This is a genomic window from Pseudomonas brenneri, assembly GCF_007858285.1.
Classification (GTDB): Bacteria; Pseudomonadota; Gammaproteobacteria; order Pseudomonadales; family Pseudomonadaceae; genus Aquipseudomonas; species Aquipseudomonas brenneri.
In genome coordinates, this window is sequence record NZ_VFIL01000006.1 from 33185 (window position 1) to 50994 (window position 17810).

The following is a 17810-nucleotide window of genomic DNA, read 5'->3' on the forward strand; positions in this document are numbered from 1 at the left end:
CTTGATCGAAATTGTTGTTTTTGTGCTTCGAAAGCCAAGGTCATGCTTTATCGGTGACGGCGGCCCTCCTGTTCCAGCAGGGCCTGCAAGGTGTCCAAGCGGGCACCGTCGAAGGCAATCACGGTGCCTTGTTCAAATACCCGCCGCGCAAGGCCGGTGAGTACCGCGCCGGGAGGCAGTTCGATTTGCAGGCGCACGCCGCGCTCATAGGCGCTTTGCACAGTGCCGCGCCAATCGACGATGCGGCACATGTTGAAGGCCAGGTCATCGCGCAGTTGTTCAACATCACGGATTGGCCGCGCACGGGTGCTGCTCAGGTAGGTGATGGTCGGTGCCTTGAGCGTGACCTTGGCGAAGGCTTCGGCCAGTGTTTGCGCAGGCACCTCCAGCAGCGCGCAATGGGACGGCACGCTGACGGCCAGCCGCTTGGCCACGCCCTGGCCTTTGATACGGTCGGCGACCTTCTGCATGGCCGCATCACTGCCGGCGATCACGCTCTGGTTGTCGGCGTTGATATTGGCCAGGTACACCGGTGAATCAGGGCTATGGATCTCGGCCAGCACGCTTTCGACGGTGGATAACTCCAGGCCGATCAGCGCGGTCATGCCGTAACCCTGTGGATAAGCCTGCTGCATCAGTTCACCGCGCAGGCTGACCAGCCTGAGTGCATCGGCAAACGCCAGGGCGCCGGCGATCACGGCCGCCGGGTAAGCGCCGATGGACAGGCCCGCCACGTAGTCCGGCGTGTGTTGCAACTGACGGGCATGAGCCACGCCGGCGATCAGCAGGCACAGTTGCACTGCGCGGGTACTGGCCAGGGCCTGCGCCGAATCGAGCTGGCGCACATCGTGCGCCAAGGCATCGCTGGCTTCGTCGAGGACGCTGGCGGGTAATTGCTGGAGCATGCCCGGGCGCTGGGCGCCCTGCCCCGGGAATACCAAAAGGCTGCTCATGCCACCGCCTGCCATGGATCGACGACCAGGTGCGCGCCGCTGGCATTTTTCAACAGAACCCGCTGCGATGGGCCGGCCCATTCCCGCAAGGCCACCGCGCCATACGGCGTTTGCAGTTGCAGATCCACGGCACACGGCGCCGTGTCCAGAATCGCCAGCAGATCTTCGGCATCGCCCCGTCCAAGACGCTCGGGGGTGCGCAGCAGTAAATCCAGATCACTCTGGGCATGCAGCGCTTCAATACCCGTAGCCAACTCGAAACCCGCACTGCCAGTGACGCCCCAGATCTCCTTCGCCAGCACCGTCCGCAGCTGCGCAAGTGCCCGCAGCGCCGGCAGATTGCGGGGCGAGATCACGTCGCACAGTGCCTCGGGCACCACCCGCCGCCGCACTGCCGCAAGCGGCATCACGGCGGCAAAGCGCTGCTCACGCAAACGCCCGCGCACACCCACCGCCACATGGCCCGGTTCAGCCTGCGCCCGGCGTACCACCACCGGGTGTCCCGCGCCGATCACGTCCAGCACCCAGGCCGGTGCGTCAGCAGGCAAATGCCCCGGGGTCATGCCCCAAAGCAAGTCGTGAGCGTTCACCATTGCTCCCGCAGCAGCTCGCGTACATGGCTGGACGCCGCACGGTTGACGGCGCCCAGGCGCCCCCGCAAATCCCGCACGCCGCTGTTCTGTATGTCCTTGATCGCCTGCACCAGGCAATCGCTGACCCGCGCCAGGTCGTCGGCAGTCGGTTGTTCAATCTGGCTGACGGTCAGGGTCTCCCACAACAAACCAAGGCTGGCGTAGCTGTCGATGTCGTAGGCCATGGGCGGCACGCTGGCGGCCAGGGCTTCCAGTTCTTCGACGCTGCGCAAGGTCACCCGCGCCGCCGAGGCCTTGCCCATGGCGTGCACCATCACCCCAGGATCGCGCAGGGCAATCAGGCGATTGGCTTGGTAGCCATGGGCAAGAAACGCACCGGACATAGCCTTGCCCACCAGCAATGCGATCACCGGATGCCCGGCCAGACGGGCGCGGGCGTAACTGTCTGCTGCGCCAGCCAAGGCTTGATGAATGCCCAGCGCTTCTTCGCGACGGCCATAGGCCTGGCTCGGCACATCAACGATGGCAATGATCGGCCGTTGATCGCCGCTGGCGATGGCTTCATCCACCGCCTTGGCCAAGCCCCAGCCTTCCAGCAAACCCACCTCACCCTGGCGTGCGCGGGGGAAGCGGTTGGCGGCATCCGGCACCACCGCGATAAACCGTACGGCCTGCTCGCCGAGCACGCCATCCGCCACTTTCAACGACGCCGGCAAACCCGCCACCGGCGCTGCGCCAGCGCTCAATGCATTGAACCACTGCAAACCGCTCATGAGCGTTCTCCCTGATACAGGTCACGAACCGTGGCCGGCTCAATCTGCGGTGCGGCGTCCAGTTCAGCCAGGCGCGCCAGGTAATAGTCGGCCTGGCGACTGCGTTGAGTGGCCGGCAAACCTTGCTGCAACAGTTCACTGATCTGCTGGCGGATCTGCGCCACGTCGTCCGCCACATAGCGGTCGGCCAGGCCGCTGTTGAAGCGCTGCTCGCCGCCGGTCAGGCTCCAGATAAAGGGCCGGTCGCGGGAGTCGTACTCTTCAAGGCCGGCTTCCTGCTCGATCACCTGCGGGCCGTTCAGGCCCAGGCGGGCTTCGCGGGTCACCAGCAGGTAGCTGCACAGGCCGGCGGCGATGGACATGCCGCCAAAACAACCGACACTCCCAGCCACCACGCCGATCACCGGCTGGTACTGGCGCAGGTCGACAATCGCGGCGTGAATATCGGCAATCGCCGCCAGCCCGAGGTTGGCTTCCTGCAAGCGCACGCCACCGGTTTCCAGCAGCAGCACGGCGCGGGTGGGAATGCCATTGCGGTTGTCCTCGGCGGCCAGCTCCAGGGCGCCGGCGATTTTCGCGCCGCCCACTTCACCGAGGCTGCCACCCTGGAAGTTGCCTTCGATGGCGGCGATCACCACGGGTAAACCGTCGAGGGTGCCCTTGGCGATCACCACCCCATCGTCGGCTTGCGGGACCACGCCCTGGCGACTCAGCCAAGGCGACATCACGCGCTGGAACGGGTCGATCAGTTCCCGGTAGCTGCCGGCATCCAGCAACGCCTTGGCCCGCTGACGGGCGCCGAGCTCGACGAAGCTGTGTCGGTTGAGTAAGTCAGTCATGGCCAAGCTCCTCGAAACCTTGCTCCAGACGCAAGCGCACCACGCCGGGGGTGGCGCCAAAATCGTGGATCTGAATGTTCAAGGCCGGCGGTGTCTGTTCCTGGAAAAGCCGCTGGAACAGGTGTTGCCAGCGTTGCTCGGCGCCGTTGACCGAGGTTTGCACCTGGATGTTCAAGGTGCCCGCAGTGCCCGGTTCCAACAGCACTTCAAGGTCGCCGGAACCGACGCAACCCACCAGCGCACGGCCTTTGGGCGGCTGCCCGGCAGGGAATTCAAAAGATAGGGTTTCCATCAAAACGCTCCGTCGCAAGACTCGATGCGGTCGATAAACAGGCAGGCGGCCAACAGGTCGGCGGCGCCACCGGGGGAAGCATTCAGGGCCAGTAGCTGTTGGTCCAGTTCGTTGAGCCGGCGACGCCCGCCCAGGCTGGCGCTGCCGCCTGCATCGAGCACGGCCTGGGCGCCCTGCTGCATGGCTTGCAGGCCTTCGGTGCCGGCACGGTAGAGCACGCAGGTGTCGGCCAGTTGGGTCATGATCGCCAGCAGCGCATCGAGCCGAGCGTTCTGCTCGCCCTGTTGTTGCACGCGGCTTGCGTGCAGTTGCGGCAGGCCACGTTGCAGCACCGCAGGGAAGCCCAATTGCGCTTCTTCCCGGGCGCCGCGCACGCCGTAGCGTTGGGCGACTTGCACGCCATGGCTCAACGGTTGCGGCGCATAGCGGTCATTGAGCAGGGCCAGGCGCGCGGCGCGCAGGCTCAGGGCGCTGGCGTTGCGGGACGTGGGGTCCAACGCGACGGCAGCCACCAGCAGGCCGAGGGCCCAGATCGCGCCACGATGGGTGTTCACGCCTTGTGTGGTGGTGAGCATCGCTTGCTCACCTTCGCGCCCGATACGACCGAGGGCTTCGCGCAGCGGCAAGCCGATTTCACCCAGCTCAATCGCCGCCTCGGCCATTTCCTTGAACGCCGGCCACAAGGACAGCGCCGAGGCATGCATCAAGCCCAGGTGCAGATCGTTGTGGGCGCCGTTGCCGCGCCGATCCACCAATGCCGGTTTGGGCGACAAGTCGGCTTCGTCGATCAGCGCGTCGACCGCCAGGTCCGCCAGTTGTTCGGCCAGGGTCAGTGTGTGCAGTTTGAGTGCGTGCATTTACCAGCTCCTGAACTTGGCGGGCGGGTTGTACAGGCCGCCGGACCAATCCACCAGGTCGGCCACGCTTTTGGCCGCCAGCAGTTCGCGGGTGGCGTCGGTGCGGCGGATGCCGAGGTCTTCGGGCAAGGCAATCAAGCCTTCGCGGCGCATGCGCGCAGTGTCCTTGGGGTTATGGCGCAAGCCGATGGCCGTGACTCCGGCGACGGCGGCGATCATCGCCTGGCGCTCTTCCAGGGAGCGCGCCTTGTACAGGTAGGCGATACCTTCTTCGGTGAGCAGGTGGGTCACGTCGTCGCCGTAAATCATGATCGGCGCCAGCGGCATGCCGCTTTTGCGCGCCACTTCCACCGCGTCGAGGGTTTCGACGAAGGTGGGTTTGCCGCCCTCCTGGAAGGTCTCGACCATTTGCACGACGAGTTTTTTGCCGCGCTCCAGCAGGGCTTCTGGGGCATCGCCGTGGCGCATGTCGAGCCAGGCCGGGGTGCCGTGGCGGCGCCCGCGCGGGTCGTGCCCCATATTCGGCGCACCACCAAACCCGGCCAGGCGACCACGGGTCACGGTGGAGGAATGCCCATCGCCATCGACCTGCAAGGTGGCGCCGATAAACAGATCCACCGCGTATTGGCCGGCCAGTTGGCAGAACATCCGGTTGGAGCGCAGCGAGCCGTCGCGACCGGTGAAGAACACATCCGGCCGCGCGGCGATGTAGTGTTCCATGCCCAGTTCGGTGCCGAAGCAATGCACGCTCTCGACCCAGCCGCTTTCGATGGCGGGGATCAGCGTCGGGTGCGGGTTGAGGGTCCAGTTGCGGCAGATCTTGCCTTTGAGGCCCAGGGATTCGCCGTAGGTCGGCAGGATCAATTCAATCGCCGCGGTGTTAAAGCCGATGCCGTGGTTCAGCGACTGAACGTTGTGTTTCTCATAGATGCCACGGATCGCCATCATCGCCATCAACACATGCACCGGCTTGATGTGGCGCGGGTCGCGGGTGAACAGCGGTTCGATGTAGAACGGCTTGTCGGCCACCACCACAAAATCCACCCAGCTCGCCGGAATGTCCACCCGGGGCAAGTCGCTGACGTCATCCACCAACTGGTTGACCTGGACGATGACGATGCCATCGCTGAAGGCCGCCGGCTCGATCAGCGCCGGGGTGTCTTCGGTGCTGGGGCCGGTGTAGATGTTGCCGGCGCGGTCGGCCATGAAGCCGGCAGACAGCACCACGTTGGGGATCAGGTCCACCACCAGCCGTGCATAGAGTTCGATGTAGGTGTGAATCGCACCGACTTCCAGCAGACCGTCTTCGAGCAACTGGCTGATGCGCAGGGATTGGGTGCCGGCGAACGAAAAGTCGAGCTTGCGCGCGATGCCCTTTTCAAACAGATCCAGGTGCTCGGAGCGCCCGACGCTGGGCATGATCATGTGCAAGTCATGGAGCACGGCCGGGTCGGCCTTGGCCAGGGAGCGCGAGAGAAAGTCGGCCTGCTTCTGGTTGTTGCCTTCCAGCACCACCCGGTCGCCGGGCAGGATCAGGGCTTCAAGGGCCTCGACAATGCGCTCGGTGGGCAACACCACGCCATCAGTCAGGGAGGCCACCCGCGCCAGGCGCCGCTGTTTCTCATCGCGTCGCCGCGTCCAGCGCGAGTCGGGGGTTATTGTTGTTGTCATGATCGCTCCACGGGTTCGCTGTCGTGGGGCTCACCATAGGAGTGAATGAGGGGGGGTATCAATCAAGCTCGGCGGCGAACCGTTACGGTTGGAGTAACGATCCCCCCCTGTAGGAGCGAGCTTGCTCGCGAAAACCGTCAACGATAATGCAGCGCTATCAGGTAACGCGCGGCGCCTATTCGTCCTTCGCGAGCAAGCTCGCTCCTACCTCCTACAGCCATTCCATACGCTGGCGCCACACGGTCCAGCCCATGGCTATGCCTGCCACGGTATGAAACCCCAGCACCGCCGCCAGGCTCCAGCTCACCAGCCCCCCAATCGCCTGCACATACACCGGCAGCAGAAACAGCAACAGCCCAAACAACAGACCCACGCCCCACTGCTCCCATTTCATTAACCGGCGCAGACGGGAGACGATCGCGCAGCCCAACACCGCGCCCAGGAACACCAGCAACAAGCCCGACACTGCATGCCCCGTCACCACAGGCCAACCGAAGAACCACAAGAGCAGGCAGAGCACAGACAAGGCGAGTGAGCACATGAGGATAAACACGTACAGGTATTCAAAGCCCCTCAGGCCCCAGCCGCGGATGAAATTGCGGGTCTGTTCGATTTCGGCCTTGTTCGGCCCTTTCGAGATAGCGACTGCAAGCAGGCCCGAGCCCAGGCCGCCCAGGGTCATGACTACAAAATTGGTCACGACCCCTTTGATTTCTTTACCCGTGGCGCTGAGCGTCAGCAGCTCCAGGTGCCGCAGAATCAACACTGCGCCTACGGACGTGATCCCAAACCCTACGAGCTTGCCGCGCCTGGTTGGGCATTTCATCGTCACGCTGGCGGTGATCACCAGCACCACAAACCACATGATTAAAGCGAAGGTAAACGGGTTGAGGTTATACAGCCGGGCAAATACGTCGAATAGCCACATTGTGTTGTTGCTTCCACCGAAAGACTCCTTGGGTTATCGGCGGGCTTACGTAGGGCTTTACCCGAGCAGGCATCAGTCCCAAAAAGGGAACGAACGGTCCTTTTCTGGGACTGATCAAGTTTTACGCAGCGGCCGCAGGCGATATTTGCTCCAACGCACGCTCGACCAGCAGTTGGCCCAGTTCGGTCATTTGTTGGATCGCCAGCAGTACGCCGCGCTGGGCGCCGTTCAACTCAAAGGCCAGACCGCAGGTCAGGGCGTTGAGGGACGCGAGGGTTTCGCTGGCGTTGACCAGCAGGGTTTCGGTGTTCTGGTGCGGGTTGACGGTGAAGAGATTGGATGAGGTAGGCGGGTTGGGGGTGGGTTTGATCATGGTGAACATCTCCGATATGTGAAGGAGACTGACACCGCTTGCTTGCACGCAAATCGGGTGGCAGCTGTGCGCAGGTGTGCAAGACCGGGCATATCGGACCCCGGCAGACCCGAAGATCTCCCACGCACAGCCGCCATAACAAACACAGCAGGCATAAAAAACGCCCGTTGAATGGCTATGGGCGTTGGTGCGCCGATATGTAACCGGACTTGCACGTCCGTGTCACCGTTTTTTGCGATGACCGACGAAGCCTAGGCGCGAAGGCTACGAGCGACAAGTTCATGGGCGGCGCGAAAACGTGCGGGAAAAATCTGAGGGCTGCATCCCCACCAATCATTCCTACAAACTTTTAGGGTTGTTGCTCGGATGTCGCCTCACTAGCCTTTTGGATTTGAATCATCCCACCAGCAGAGCATCATGAATCTGACCCCAAAACCCGATACAAGGCCATTGCAGAGCGTGATGTATCACATCACAATCCGTCCATGATCGTCAGTTGGAAACACAAGGGACTCCAGACTTTTTATGAAACAGGATCAACCAAAGGCATCAACGCGGGTCACGCGAAACGCTTGCGTCGTGTGCTGCTGATTCTGGATAGCGCAGAACACCCGGGCGAATTGAATCTCCCAGGATGGCGCTTTCATCGGCTCAAAGGCGATCTGCTCGACTACTGTTCCGTCAGCATCAGCGGCAACTGGCGCATCATTTTTCGTATGCTGGATGATCACGTCGAACTGGTTGATTACCTTGACTACCATTGAACAGGGGCACGCACATGGGTATGCACAACCCACCACATCCCGGCGAAATCCTGCTTGAGGATGTGATGCCCAGCTTGGGCATCACCATTACCGAAATGGCCCGGCGGCTCGGCTTTGCCAGGGAAACATTCTCCAGGATCCTGCATGGTCACGCGCCAGTCAGCCCAGACCTTGCCGTGAGGCTGGAACGGGCAGGCATCAGCAAAGCGCGGTTATGGTTGTCGATGCAAAGTGCCTACGATCTTTGGCAAGCGGAACACCGTGAACAACCGCTCATTGAGCGTTTTGCGCAGATTGAGTAAGGGCTGGCGCCAAGCGCAAGCCCGCTTCCACATTCAGGCCAACCCAGCCTCGACCAGCAGCGCCTCCAGCCCCATCAAGTCCGGCACTTTCGCCACATGCTCGCCAACCTGTACCGCCGCCAATTCCAGGGGCGATAGAGGCACGTCCACATAGCTCAACTGGCTGTCGAGCTTGTACGAGCGGGGAATGCCCTGGATCACCAGCGCGATAAATTTCAACGTCGCCCGTCCACCCAAGGCGTTGAGGACCACGATCCGCGCGCGTTCGCTGACCACGCTGGCACCGCCACACGCTGCCTCGAAGCTGATCAAGGGCAATTGCTGGTCGCGCCAGGTCACTTGCCGCAAGTACCACGGCGGTGCGTCGCTGGCCGGTTCGCCGCGCTGGAAATCGATCAGCTCGGCCACCGCTACGTTGGGTAGCAGCAGGTGGCGGTCGGCCAAGGGCAGGAGCAGGCCGGTGAGTTGACTGGTGCGGTGGTCAAGCATGTTTCGGGCTCCAGTAGGCGATGCTTTCGAGCAGCACCGACTCTTGATACGGCTTGCCAAGGTAGTCGTTGACGCCAATGGCCATGGCCCGGTCGCGATGTTTCTGGCCAGTGCGCGAGGTGATCATGATGATCGGCAGGCGCTTGAGCCGTGGGTCGTTGCGTACCTGGATCGCCACTTCAAAGCCGTCCATGCGCGGCATCTCGATATCCAGCAACATCAGGTCGGGGGTGTGTTCCTCCAGAACGGCGATGGCGTCGATACCGTCCTTGGCGGTCAGCACGCTCATGCCGTGGCGCTCCAACAGGCGGCTGGTGACTTTGCGCACAGTGACCGAGTCGTCCACCACCAGCACGAGCAACCGCCGTTTTTTCTGCGGCTCGTTGACCGTCAGCGGATTCTCCATTGCCTGGGCCGGCAACGCCGGTGCCAGGGCGCGGATATGCGCCAGCAGGTCGATGATCAACACCACCCGGCCGTCGCCGAGGATGGTCGCCCCGGACAGCCCCTGCACCGCCGCAAACTGCGGGCCCAGGCCCTTGACCACGATTTCCCGGGTACCGGCCATGTCGTCCACCTGCACCGCGATGTGCCGCTCGTTGCATTGCATCAACAGCACCGGCAACGGCTGGCCTTGCCCCAGCAGCTTGGGCCGGGCGACGGTGTGCAGCAACTCGCCCAGGTAATACAACTCGTAGCGCTGGCCCGCGTATTCATACACAGGTGGATCCAGTTGGTAGCGCCCTTCCAGCTCATTGGGCAACACCCGTACCAGGCCCTGGATGGTGTTCAGCGGAATCGCGTACTGGTCCTCCGCACACTGCACCATCAACGCCCGGTTGACCGACACGGTAAACGGCAGGCGAATGCGAAAGTGCACGCCCAGGCCGGGTGTGGAGTCAATGAACATGCTGCCGCCCAGTTGGCGCACTTCTTCGTGCACCACGTCCATGCCCACGCCACGCCCGGAAATCTGGGTGATTTTTTCGGCAGTGGAAAACCCCGGCTGCAAGATGAACTGCAACACGTCGCGGTCGCTGATCTCCATCTCCGGGTCCAGCAGGCCACGCTTGATCGCCTTGCGCCGCACCGCATCCAGCGGCACGCCGGCGCCGTCGTCGCGCATGTCGAAGATGATATCGCCGCCTTCGTGGCTCAGGTCCAGGGTGATCCGACCTTTCTCCGGCTTGCCCGCCAACAGCCGCGCATCCCGCGACTCCAGGCCGTGGTCGACGGCGTTGCGCAGCATATGTTCCAGGGGCGCTGCCATGCGTTCCAGCACGTTGCGGTCCATCTCGCCTTCGGCATTGCCGACCACGAATTCCACATCCTTGCCCAGCTCGCCGGCCACTTGCCGCACGATGCGCTTGAGGCGCGGCAACATGCGCTCGAACGGCACCATGCGCGTGCGCATCAGGCCTTCTTGCAACTCGGTGTTGATGCGCGCCTGTTGCTGCAACAGGTTCTGCGCATCCTGGTTTCGCTGGTCGAGGGTTTCCTTGAGGTCCAGCAGGTCCGAAGCCGACTCGGACAACGCACGGGACAGTTGTTGCAACTGCGAATGGCGATCCATTTCCAGCGGGTCGAATTCTTCGTAGCCCAGGCGCTCGGCTTCGGCATGCTGGCGGCTGAGGATCCGCCCCTGGGTCTCGGTATCGAGGCGGCGCAGTTGGTCGCGCATGCGCTCGATGGTGGTTTGCACCTCAGTAAGGGCGGTGCGTGCATCGTTGACCTGCTGCTCGATACGCCCACGGAAAATCGAAGTTTCACCGGCGAGGTTGACCAGGTCATCCAGCAGTTCGGCAGAGATTTTCACCATGTCCGCGCCCGGCTCACTGGCAGCCGGCGCCTCGGGTTTGGCGGCGGGCATCGCGACCGGGGCAGCCTGGGCTTCGACAGGTTGGACCAGGCTTTTGATCCGCTCGATCAGACGTTCTACCGAGCCAACCGGCAACCCCGCCGCCACCGCCTCGACCATCTGTGCCAGGCGGTCGTGGCAGCCTTGCAGCAACGCAAACAGCTCAGCGGTAGGCGCCAGCAAGCCGGCCGACAAGCCTTCGTAGAGAAACTCCAACTCATGGGCCAGGTCGCCGATGGGGCCGATCTCGACCATGCGTGCGCCGCCCTTGAGGGTGTGCAGGTCGCGCAGCAGGGTCTCGACTTCCTGGCGATTCTGCGGCTCGGCCTGCCAGCGCAACAGCGCGGCGCCGGAGCTGTCGAGAATGTCGGCGGCTTCTTCAAGAAAGATGTCCAGCAGCTCGGGATCACTGCCGGCTACCTGCGCCTCGAGCGGTGTGGGAACCGCCACCGGCGCGGCGTTCTGGCGTACCTCGCGCAAACGGTTGATCAGGGCGCTGGAATCACTCAAGGGTTGCTGCTCTTGCAACTGCTCCAACTGCAACGCCAGGTGTTCATGGCTGTCCATCAACACTTGCGCCAATTCGCCGGAGTAGCTGTAGCGCCGGTCCACCAGGCCTTCGTAAAGGCTTTCCAGTTCCTGGGCCAGATCGCCCACCGGGCCGATTTCGGCCATGCGCGCGCCGCCCCGCAGGGTGTGCAGGTCGCGTTGCAGGGACGAGAGCGGCGCCACGCCGTCGGGCTCCAGTAACCAGCGTTTGAGGGATTGCCCGGCGCTGTCGAGGATATCCACGGCCTCTTCAAGGAAGATCTCGACGATCTCATCGTCCACCGCCCAGTCCTGTTGCAACTGGGTGGTGGCCGCGCCCAATTCGGCAATGCTCAGTGTACGACTGCCATCGCTTTTGATCAGCCCGGTGGCGCTCGGGTCCAGCCCTTCATCGAGCAACTCGCGCAAGGCCTTCATGCGTGCCGGCGCCGGGCTGATTTCCTGGCCGGCGGCCAGTTGGTCGAGCATGTTGATCAGGGCTTCATGGGCCTGCTCGGCCTCATGGAAAAACCGCTCGCTGACCGCCAGGCTGCTCTCTTCCACTGCGCCGTACAGGTCGAGCAAGGCTTCACACAACTCGTCCATCGGGTGCAGGTCGGCCAGGTGCGCGCCCTCGCCCAGGGTGGTCAGTTCGTCCAGCAATGCGCTGAGTTCCTGGCGCTCGCCGGGGTGTTGCTGCCAGCGCCGCAGCAGGCTTTCGGCGTCCAGCAGGATATCCATGCCCTGGGCCAGGAAGTTGCTGATCAACTGCGGGTCGCGCTTGACCCGCAAGCCCGTGCTCGGGGCGTTGAGGAAGGCTTCGAGCTGGCTGTCGAGACGCGCCTGGGTGCGTTCGATCAAGGACTGCGCGCCTTCGATAGGCACCAGGGGATCACTGCCCAACTGGCGCAAGCCGCGCTGGAACAGGGCTTCACCCTCCAGCAACAGTTCGACTTCATCCAGGTCCAGCGCCAGGCGATGGGCCTTGTACTCACAGGTCAAGTGATCCAACGGCCGCGCCAGTTCGGCGATTGGCAAGACGCCCGCCATATAGGCACTGCCCTTGAGGGTATGCAGGGCGCGTTGCAACTCGTCGCTGACGTGCAGCGGCATCTGTTCGGTGGCCTGGTGCAAGAACCGATTGAGGCTGTCCAGGTGGCTTAGCGCTTCGTTGCGGAAAATCTCCAGCAGCAGCGGGTCGAGCGTGTTGTCGTCCGGCTCCACGGCAACCGGTAATGGCGCGCCATTGGCCAGGGCGTGGGCGCGTGCCGCAAGGTGGTCGGCATCGTCCCGCTGGCGCTGAGTGTCAGAGGCGAACTCGGCGATCAACTCGGGCAGCAGTAACACAACATCGTCCAATACCGCCTGGACTTCAGGGCCGGGCGCGACGACCCGTTCGATCACGCGGTTGAGCAGGTTTTCCACAGCCCAGGCCAACTCTGCCAACACCAACGCCCGCACCATGCGCCCGCTGCCTTTCAAGGTATGGAAGGCTCGGCGCATGTCGCTCAGGGCAGTCTTGTCGGCCAGGCTCGCAGCGCCCAGGGGGACCAGGCGCTGCAACACTTCCAGCACTTCTGCGGTTTCTTCCAGGAACACCTCACGCAGTTCGTCATCCACCGACTCTTCGTCGGCAGGCGGCGGCAACAGGCTGCCCGGGCGTTGCAGTGCCGGCGGGTTGAGGCGCGGGGTCGGGCTGGCGAGCGCCTGGGCCAGGGTCTGGGAGTCGACCGGCAACTCATCGGCCGGCACGGCCCGCTCCTGGCGCCAGGGCTGCTGCGCCTGTACGGGCGCGTAGCCGAGCGCCGCAAGCCCGTCGAAGGCGATATCCAGTACGCGCTCGCCCGGTGCATCCGGGTCCTGCAGCATACGCTCCAGGTAGTGCTCAAGACTGGTGAGCACATCGGCAAAATGCTCAAGGTCCACCGCCGCTGGTGCAGTGGCGTGGACCATCAATTGCTCATCCACGTAGTCATTGAAACCACGCATCAGGCTCGCCGCACGGTGCAGCGGGATCATCGCCAGGGCACCACGCACCTGGGTCAGCAGTTCGGGCAGGGACTCCAGGCGCTGCGTATCCCAGTGCGCTTCAAGGCAGTCGATCACCAGTTCCCGGGCCTGCTTGAGGCACTGGCATGATTCCTTGATCACCAACTGGTGGATCTGAGTCAGGTCGGTGGTGGGCAGGCGGCTGTCTTCACGGCTTTGCGGCTCGACGGTACCGACCATCCCGGCCAGCGTCGCTTCGACATACAACAACGCCCCGGCCACATCCATCAACACCGCATCGTTGGGTTCACGCTGCCCCTGGGCCAGGCCCTGGACCACCGCCAACTGGTCGATGATGACTTTGCGCGGCTGGCCAAACCCCAATACCGCGAGGGTGTCGGCAATCTGTCGCAAGGGCGCCAACAGGCTGTCCAGGCCCGAGAGGTGCTGGCGGTCGCTGCGCACGAACAGGTCCAGGCGTTCCTTGACCCGCACCAGCTCTTCACACAACGCACCCAGTACCGAGCCCATGGCATTGCGGTCGGGTCCGGCCAGGCGCGCACGTTCGGCATCGACCACCGCGCTGTCGGGCAAGGCCTCATCCAGGCCATAGCGTTCCTTGAGGCTTTGCATGCGCGGGGTCGGCCGGGTGACTTTGGCGATATAGAACAGCAGGCTCTTGAGCAATTGGTCCGGCGCCGGGGTGTTGATCCCTTCGATGCCCTGGATTTGCAGGCGCTTGAGCACCTTGTCACAACTCTTGAACAGGCTGCGCAACGCCGGGCTATTGGCGATGACCCCGGTGAGCATGCCTTCGGTCAGCGCCGAGGTGACTTGCCACAACGCCAGCAACGGCGCGCCGTGACACAGCGCTTCCAGTTGGGCGAAGACCCGGGCCATATCTTCCAGGTTGCTCGGGCCGTGGTCCTCACGCAGCAGCCCGGCCAAGCCCTGTTGCAACATTTGCCGCCACTGCTGCAGTTGCTCGGCAAAATCCGCCGGCGCACGTTGGGCCAGTGCATCCTCGGGCAGCGGCGCGATCACCAGCAGTTGCGGGCTGAACAGGCTGGTTTCCGAGAGCAGGCTTTTGCCATGCACACTGCGCAGGTCGTTGAGCAGCGGCAACACCACCAGGGGCAGGTCGCGCCGGGCACTGTGGACACGGTCCAGGTACAACGGCAGTTGCCCGAGGGCCTGTTGCAGCAGGCGAATCCCTTCTTCGCGCTGGCTGACACGCCCGGCTTGCAGGGCCTGGGCCAGGTGCTCCATTTCTTCGGCGAGCAACGCCGCGCCGTAGAACTCGACCATTTGCAGGGCACCATGAACCTGGTGAATGCCCTCCAGGCACTGCGCGAGGGCCTCATCGCTGGCCTCGTCGGTGTAGGCGTCCAGCGCCGAACGGGCCTGCTTCAGGGTGTCGGCGATCTCGCCCTTGACCCATTCGAGGGCGACGTAGTCGTGCCGGTCAACCATAACGACTCCCGTCTGAATGGGTGAAACGTGAGAATCCATGTGGGAGCGGGCTTGCTCGCGAAAGCGCTGGGTCAGTCGGCACATCAGGTGACTGATACACCGCTTTCGCGAGCAAGCCCGCTCCCACATTTAGATTGCGGTGGTTTTGGGTGGGCATGTCATTCATCGGTCTTGCGCACGGGCGGCAAGGTGAAACCCGATACCGAGCGCCGCAGTTGGCTGGCCATTTTGGCCAGGTTGCCAATGCTGTCGGCGGTGGCCGTGGAGCCGGATGAGGTCTGGCTGGTGATCTGCTGGATCACGTTCATGGTCAGCGAGATCTGCCCTGCCGACGAGGTTTGCTGCTGCGCGGCGTTGGAAATGCTCTGGATCAAGGCAGCCAGGGTCTTGGACACGCCCTCGATTTCTTCCAGCGCCACCCCGGCGTCCTGGGCCAGCCGCGCACCACGAACCACTTCGGTGGTGGTCTGCTCCATGGAGATCACCGCTTCGTTGGTGTCGGTCTGGATCGCCCGCACCAGGCTCTCGATCTGCCGGGTCGCGGCTGACGAACGTTCGGCCAGGCGCTGCACTTCATCGGCCACTACCGCAAAGCCGCGCCCGGCATCACCGGCCATGCTTGCCTGGATCGCGGCGTTGAGGGCGAGGATGTTGGTCTGCTCGGCAATGTCGTCGATCAGGCTGACGATATCGCCAATCTCCTGGGACGACTCCCCCAGGCGCTTGATGCGCTTGGCGGTATCCTGGATCTGTTCGCGGATGTTGTCCATGCCATGGATGGTGTTGTGCACCACCTCGTTGCCCTTGTTGGCGATTTCCACCGAGCGTTCGGCAACCGCCGAGGACTCGGCGGCATTGGCCGACACCTGGTCGATGGATTGGGCCATCTGGTTGATTGCCGTCGACGCCTCGGCGATCTGCTGGGCCTGATGCTCCGAGGCCTGGGCCAGGTGCATGGCCGTGGCCTGGGTCTCCTGCACGGCGCCGGCGACTTCACCGGCGGTGAGGTTGATGGTCGCCACCAGGTCGCGCAACTGGTCCACCGAGTAGTTGATGGAGTCGGCGATGGTGCCGGTAAAGTCTTCGGTCACCGAGGCGGTCACGGTGAGGTCGCCGTCAGCCAGGTCTTCGATTTCGTCCAGCAGGCGCATGATCGCGTTCTGGTTGCGTTCGTTTTTCTCGGCGGTTTCGCGTAACTGGCGATTGGTCTCGCGCACCATCACCAGGCCGATCAGGATGATCGAGGCCAACGCCAGCAAGCCCAGGACATAGCCTCCGATGGTGTCGAGGGTGCGCCCGCCGGCGAGGTTTTCAAAGCCGATGGCCAGGTGCGAGGCTTCATCGAGCAGGGTTTGCGAGAGGCTGAAGATGTTGCTCGCCGAGGCGCGCACCTGGAACAGTTGCGGCGAGGTTTCGAGGATTTCATCCACGGAGCCGGAGACAAACTCGAACAGCTCGGCGATTTCCGCCAGGCGCGCGCGGGCGTCGGGGTCTTGTACTTCGCTGATTTTCAGGCCGGCGCTGCCCTGGAGCATGCCGGCCAGGACCTGGCCAAAGCGGTTGGCATCGCGGCCAAAGGCGTCGGCGGCCTTGACGGCAGTTTCGTCCCCCGCCAACACCGTATTGACCGCCCCCAGGATGCGCTCGGCCAACAGCGATTGGCGCTGGGCCACCGCCACCTGGCTGGCGGGCGCGCCGCGTTGCAGCAGGATTTCGACGACCTTTTCCGACTCTATCTGCAATTGCGGTACGGTTTCGGCCAGGGTCGCCGCCACTTGATGCAACGACAGCACCGTCTGCTCGCTGGCCAGGATCACGTCGGTGTTCTTCAGCAGGGCTTCCCAGTCGTGCTGCACGGCGCGCATTTCGCTGCGCACGGCGCTGGGCGCGGCAGGCAGGCCGGTGGCCGGGTCGCCTTTTTTCAGGTAGCCCCAGCGCTGGGCAAAATCATTGCGCGCCTCGCTCAACAGCTTGAACGCCGCGGCCTTGCCGGCCGCTGCTTCCGTGGCGTTCTTGGCTATGCGCTGGGACAGTACCCGCAGCTCGCCGGCATGGCCGATGTACTGCTTGTCATAGGTGGACTGGGTGTTGAGGTAGGCAAAGTTGGCGAACAGCAGCATGATGAAGATGATCAGCGCAATAAACAGCACGATGATCTGCGAACGGCTGCGCGAAGCTGGCTGCGGTTTGACGGGAGTGACGGTGCTCATGCGGCAACATCCAGAAAGCCCGGGGCCTGGGCCAGGGCAAAGGGGCTGAAGACCTGCCACAGCGGGTCGCCGCTGAACTGGCCTTGGATAAACGCAGCGCTGGCGGCGGGCACACTGGCCGATACCGGGCGCAGCAGGTCCTGGGCAAAATGTTGCAGGCCGACCACTTCATCCACCAGCAGGCCGACAAAGGTGTCTTCGTGCTCGATCACCAGCACCCGGCGCTGTTTGCGCGCGGCCGATAACTCATAGCCGAAGAACCCGCACAGGTTGATCACCGGCAGCAAGCGCCCGCGCAGGTTGGCCACGCCCTTGACCCAGGGCTTGACCCCGGGCATCAGCGTGCAGCGCGGCTCATGCAACACCTCGGCGACTTCGCCCATGGGCGCGACATACCAATGCTCCCCCAGGCGAAAACCGATGCCGCTCCAACTGTGGGAGCGGGTTTCCTGGGACGGCAGGTCAGCGGCCAGCAGGCGGCAGCGGCGGTCGATGTCCAGCAGCAGCTCAAAGGCGGTTTGCGACTCGGTCATGGGGGCGAGCCGTCAGGGCTTGAGCACCGAGTTCAGGACTTCGATCAGCTTGTCTTCTTCCACCGGCTTGGTCAGGTACGCCTTGGCCCCCTGGCGTGCGCCCCAGATCTTGTCGGTTTCCTGGTCCTTGGTGGTGACGATGATGATCGGGATACCGTTGGTCTCCGGCTCCTTGGACAGCTGGCGCGTGGCCTGGAAACCATTGAGGCCCGGCATGACGATATCCATCAACACCGCATCGGGTTTTTCCTGGCGGGCCAGGGCCACGCCGTCGGCGCCATTCTCGGCCTTGAGGACCTGGTGGCCGTGCTTTTCCAGCATGCCCGTCAGTTTGTACATTTCAGTCGGCGAATCGTCGACGATCAGAACGCGTGCCATGGTTTTC

General features: G+C 63.5%; 16 protein-coding genes. 2 read left to right on the top strand and 14 right to left on the bottom strand.

From position 1 onward, the window contains the following. Positions 1 to 47 precede the first annotated feature (47 nt). The 9 genes from mdcH to FJD34_RS14340 all read right to left on the bottom strand — a co-directional run bounded on the left by mdcH (position 48) and on the right by FJD34_RS14340 (position 7279). Positions 48 to 953, bottom strand: coding sequence for a malonate decarboxylase subunit epsilon (mdcH, locus tag FJD34_RS14300; protein WP_090292304.1), 906 nt, complete (start codon positions 951 to 953; stop codon positions 48 to 50). Beyond that, positions 950 to 1546, bottom strand: a complete 597-nt coding sequence (locus FJD34_RS14305) for a malonate decarboxylase holo-ACP synthase (protein ID WP_065942734.1) — start codon at positions 1544 to 1546, stop codon at positions 950 to 952. The genes mdcH and FJD34_RS14305 overlap by 4 nt, the downstream gene beginning before the upstream one ends. Further along, positions 1540 to 2319 carry a biotin-independent malonate decarboxylase subunit gamma gene (mdcE, locus tag FJD34_RS14310; RefSeq protein WP_090292306.1) on the bottom strand — a complete coding sequence of 260 codons (780 nt, stop codon included), beginning with the start codon at positions 2317 to 2319 and terminating at the stop codon, positions 1540 to 1542. The genes FJD34_RS14305 and mdcE overlap by 7 nt, the downstream gene beginning before the upstream one ends. Continuing rightward, on the bottom strand, positions 2316 to 3158 hold the full coding sequence (locus FJD34_RS14315; RefSeq protein ID WP_090292308.1) for a biotin-independent malonate decarboxylase subunit beta: 843 nt from the start codon (positions 3156 to 3158) through the stop codon (positions 2316 to 2318). The genes mdcE and FJD34_RS14315 overlap by 4 nt, the downstream gene beginning before the upstream one ends. Beyond that, complete coding sequence (locus FJD34_RS14320; RefSeq protein WP_032858772.1) at positions 3151 to 3450, bottom strand: malonate decarboxylase subunit delta; 300 nt, start codon at positions 3448 to 3450, stop codon at positions 3151 to 3153. Before FJD34_RS14320 ends, FJD34_RS14315 begins: the two co-directional genes overlap by 8 nt. Beyond that, on the bottom strand, positions 3450 to 4307 hold the full coding sequence (locus tag FJD34_RS14325; protein ID WP_032858773.1) for a triphosphoribosyl-dephospho-CoA synthase: 858 nt from the start codon (positions 4305 to 4307) through the stop codon (positions 3450 to 3452). The genes FJD34_RS14320 and FJD34_RS14325 overlap by 1 nt, the downstream gene beginning before the upstream one ends. Then, a complete protein-coding gene (mdcA, locus tag FJD34_RS14330; RefSeq protein ID WP_032858775.1) occupies positions 4308 to 5978 on the bottom strand; it encodes a malonate decarboxylase subunit alpha in 1671 nt (556 codons plus the stop codon). It lies immediately after the preceding gene. A gap of 211 nt (positions 5979 to 6189) precedes the next feature. After that, positions 6190 to 6906, bottom strand: a complete 717-nt coding sequence (locus tag FJD34_RS14335) for a hypothetical protein (RefSeq protein WP_032858777.1) — start codon at positions 6904 to 6906, stop codon at positions 6190 to 6192. Between the two features lie 121 nt (positions 6907 to 7027). Then, positions 7028 to 7279, bottom strand: coding sequence for a DUF6124 family protein (locus FJD34_RS14340; protein ID WP_065942763.1), 252 nt, complete (start codon positions 7277 to 7279; stop codon positions 7028 to 7030). A gap of 485 nt (positions 7280 to 7764) precedes the next feature. Between FJD34_RS14340 and FJD34_RS14345 the strand changes: the two genes are divergently transcribed. Together FJD34_RS14345 and FJD34_RS14350 are read left to right on the top strand one after the other, a co-directional pair. After that, positions 7765 to 8043, top strand: a complete 279-nt coding sequence (locus tag FJD34_RS14345) for a type II toxin-antitoxin system RelE/ParE family toxin (RefSeq protein WP_083204802.1) — start codon at positions 7765 to 7767, stop codon at positions 8041 to 8043. Positions 8044 to 8057: 14 nt separating this feature from the next. Continuing rightward, positions 8058 to 8345 carry a HigA family addiction module antitoxin gene (locus FJD34_RS14350; RefSeq protein ID WP_065942740.1) on the top strand — a complete coding sequence of 96 codons (288 nt, stop codon included), beginning with the start codon at positions 8058 to 8060 and terminating at the stop codon, positions 8343 to 8345. 33 nt (positions 8346 to 8378) lie between these two features. Here FJD34_RS14350 and FJD34_RS14355 read toward each other — a convergent pair whose 3' ends face one another. The 5 genes from FJD34_RS14355 to pilH all read right to left on the bottom strand — a co-directional run bounded on the left by FJD34_RS14355 (position 8379) and on the right by pilH (position 17803). Next, on the bottom strand, positions 8379 to 8834 hold the full coding sequence (locus FJD34_RS14355) for a chemotaxis protein CheW (RefSeq protein WP_032858780.1): 456 nt from the start codon (positions 8832 to 8834) through the stop codon (positions 8379 to 8381). Beyond that, positions 8827 to 14682, bottom strand: a complete 5856-nt coding sequence (locus FJD34_RS14360) for an Hpt domain-containing protein (RefSeq protein WP_090292311.1) — start codon at positions 14680 to 14682, stop codon at positions 8827 to 8829. Before FJD34_RS14360 ends, FJD34_RS14355 begins: the two co-directional genes overlap by 8 nt. Before the next feature lie 158 nt (positions 14683 to 14840). Beyond that, complete coding sequence (locus FJD34_RS14365) at positions 14841 to 16892, bottom strand: methyl-accepting chemotaxis protein (protein ID WP_065942742.1); 2052 nt, start codon at positions 16890 to 16892, stop codon at positions 14841 to 14843. After that, the gene (locus FJD34_RS14370) at positions 16889 to 17425 is read right to left on the bottom strand and encodes a chemotaxis protein CheW (RefSeq protein WP_032858785.1); all 537 of its coding nucleotides are present in this window, start codon (positions 17423 to 17425) and stop codon (positions 16889 to 16891) included. Before FJD34_RS14370 ends, FJD34_RS14365 begins: the two co-directional genes overlap by 4 nt. Positions 17426 to 17437: 12 nt before the next feature. Continuing rightward, positions 17438 to 17803, bottom strand: a complete 366-nt coding sequence (gene pilH, locus FJD34_RS14375) for a twitching motility response regulator PilH (protein WP_029300454.1) — start codon at positions 17801 to 17803, stop codon at positions 17438 to 17440. Between the last annotated feature and the right edge of the window lie 7 nt (positions 17804 to 17810).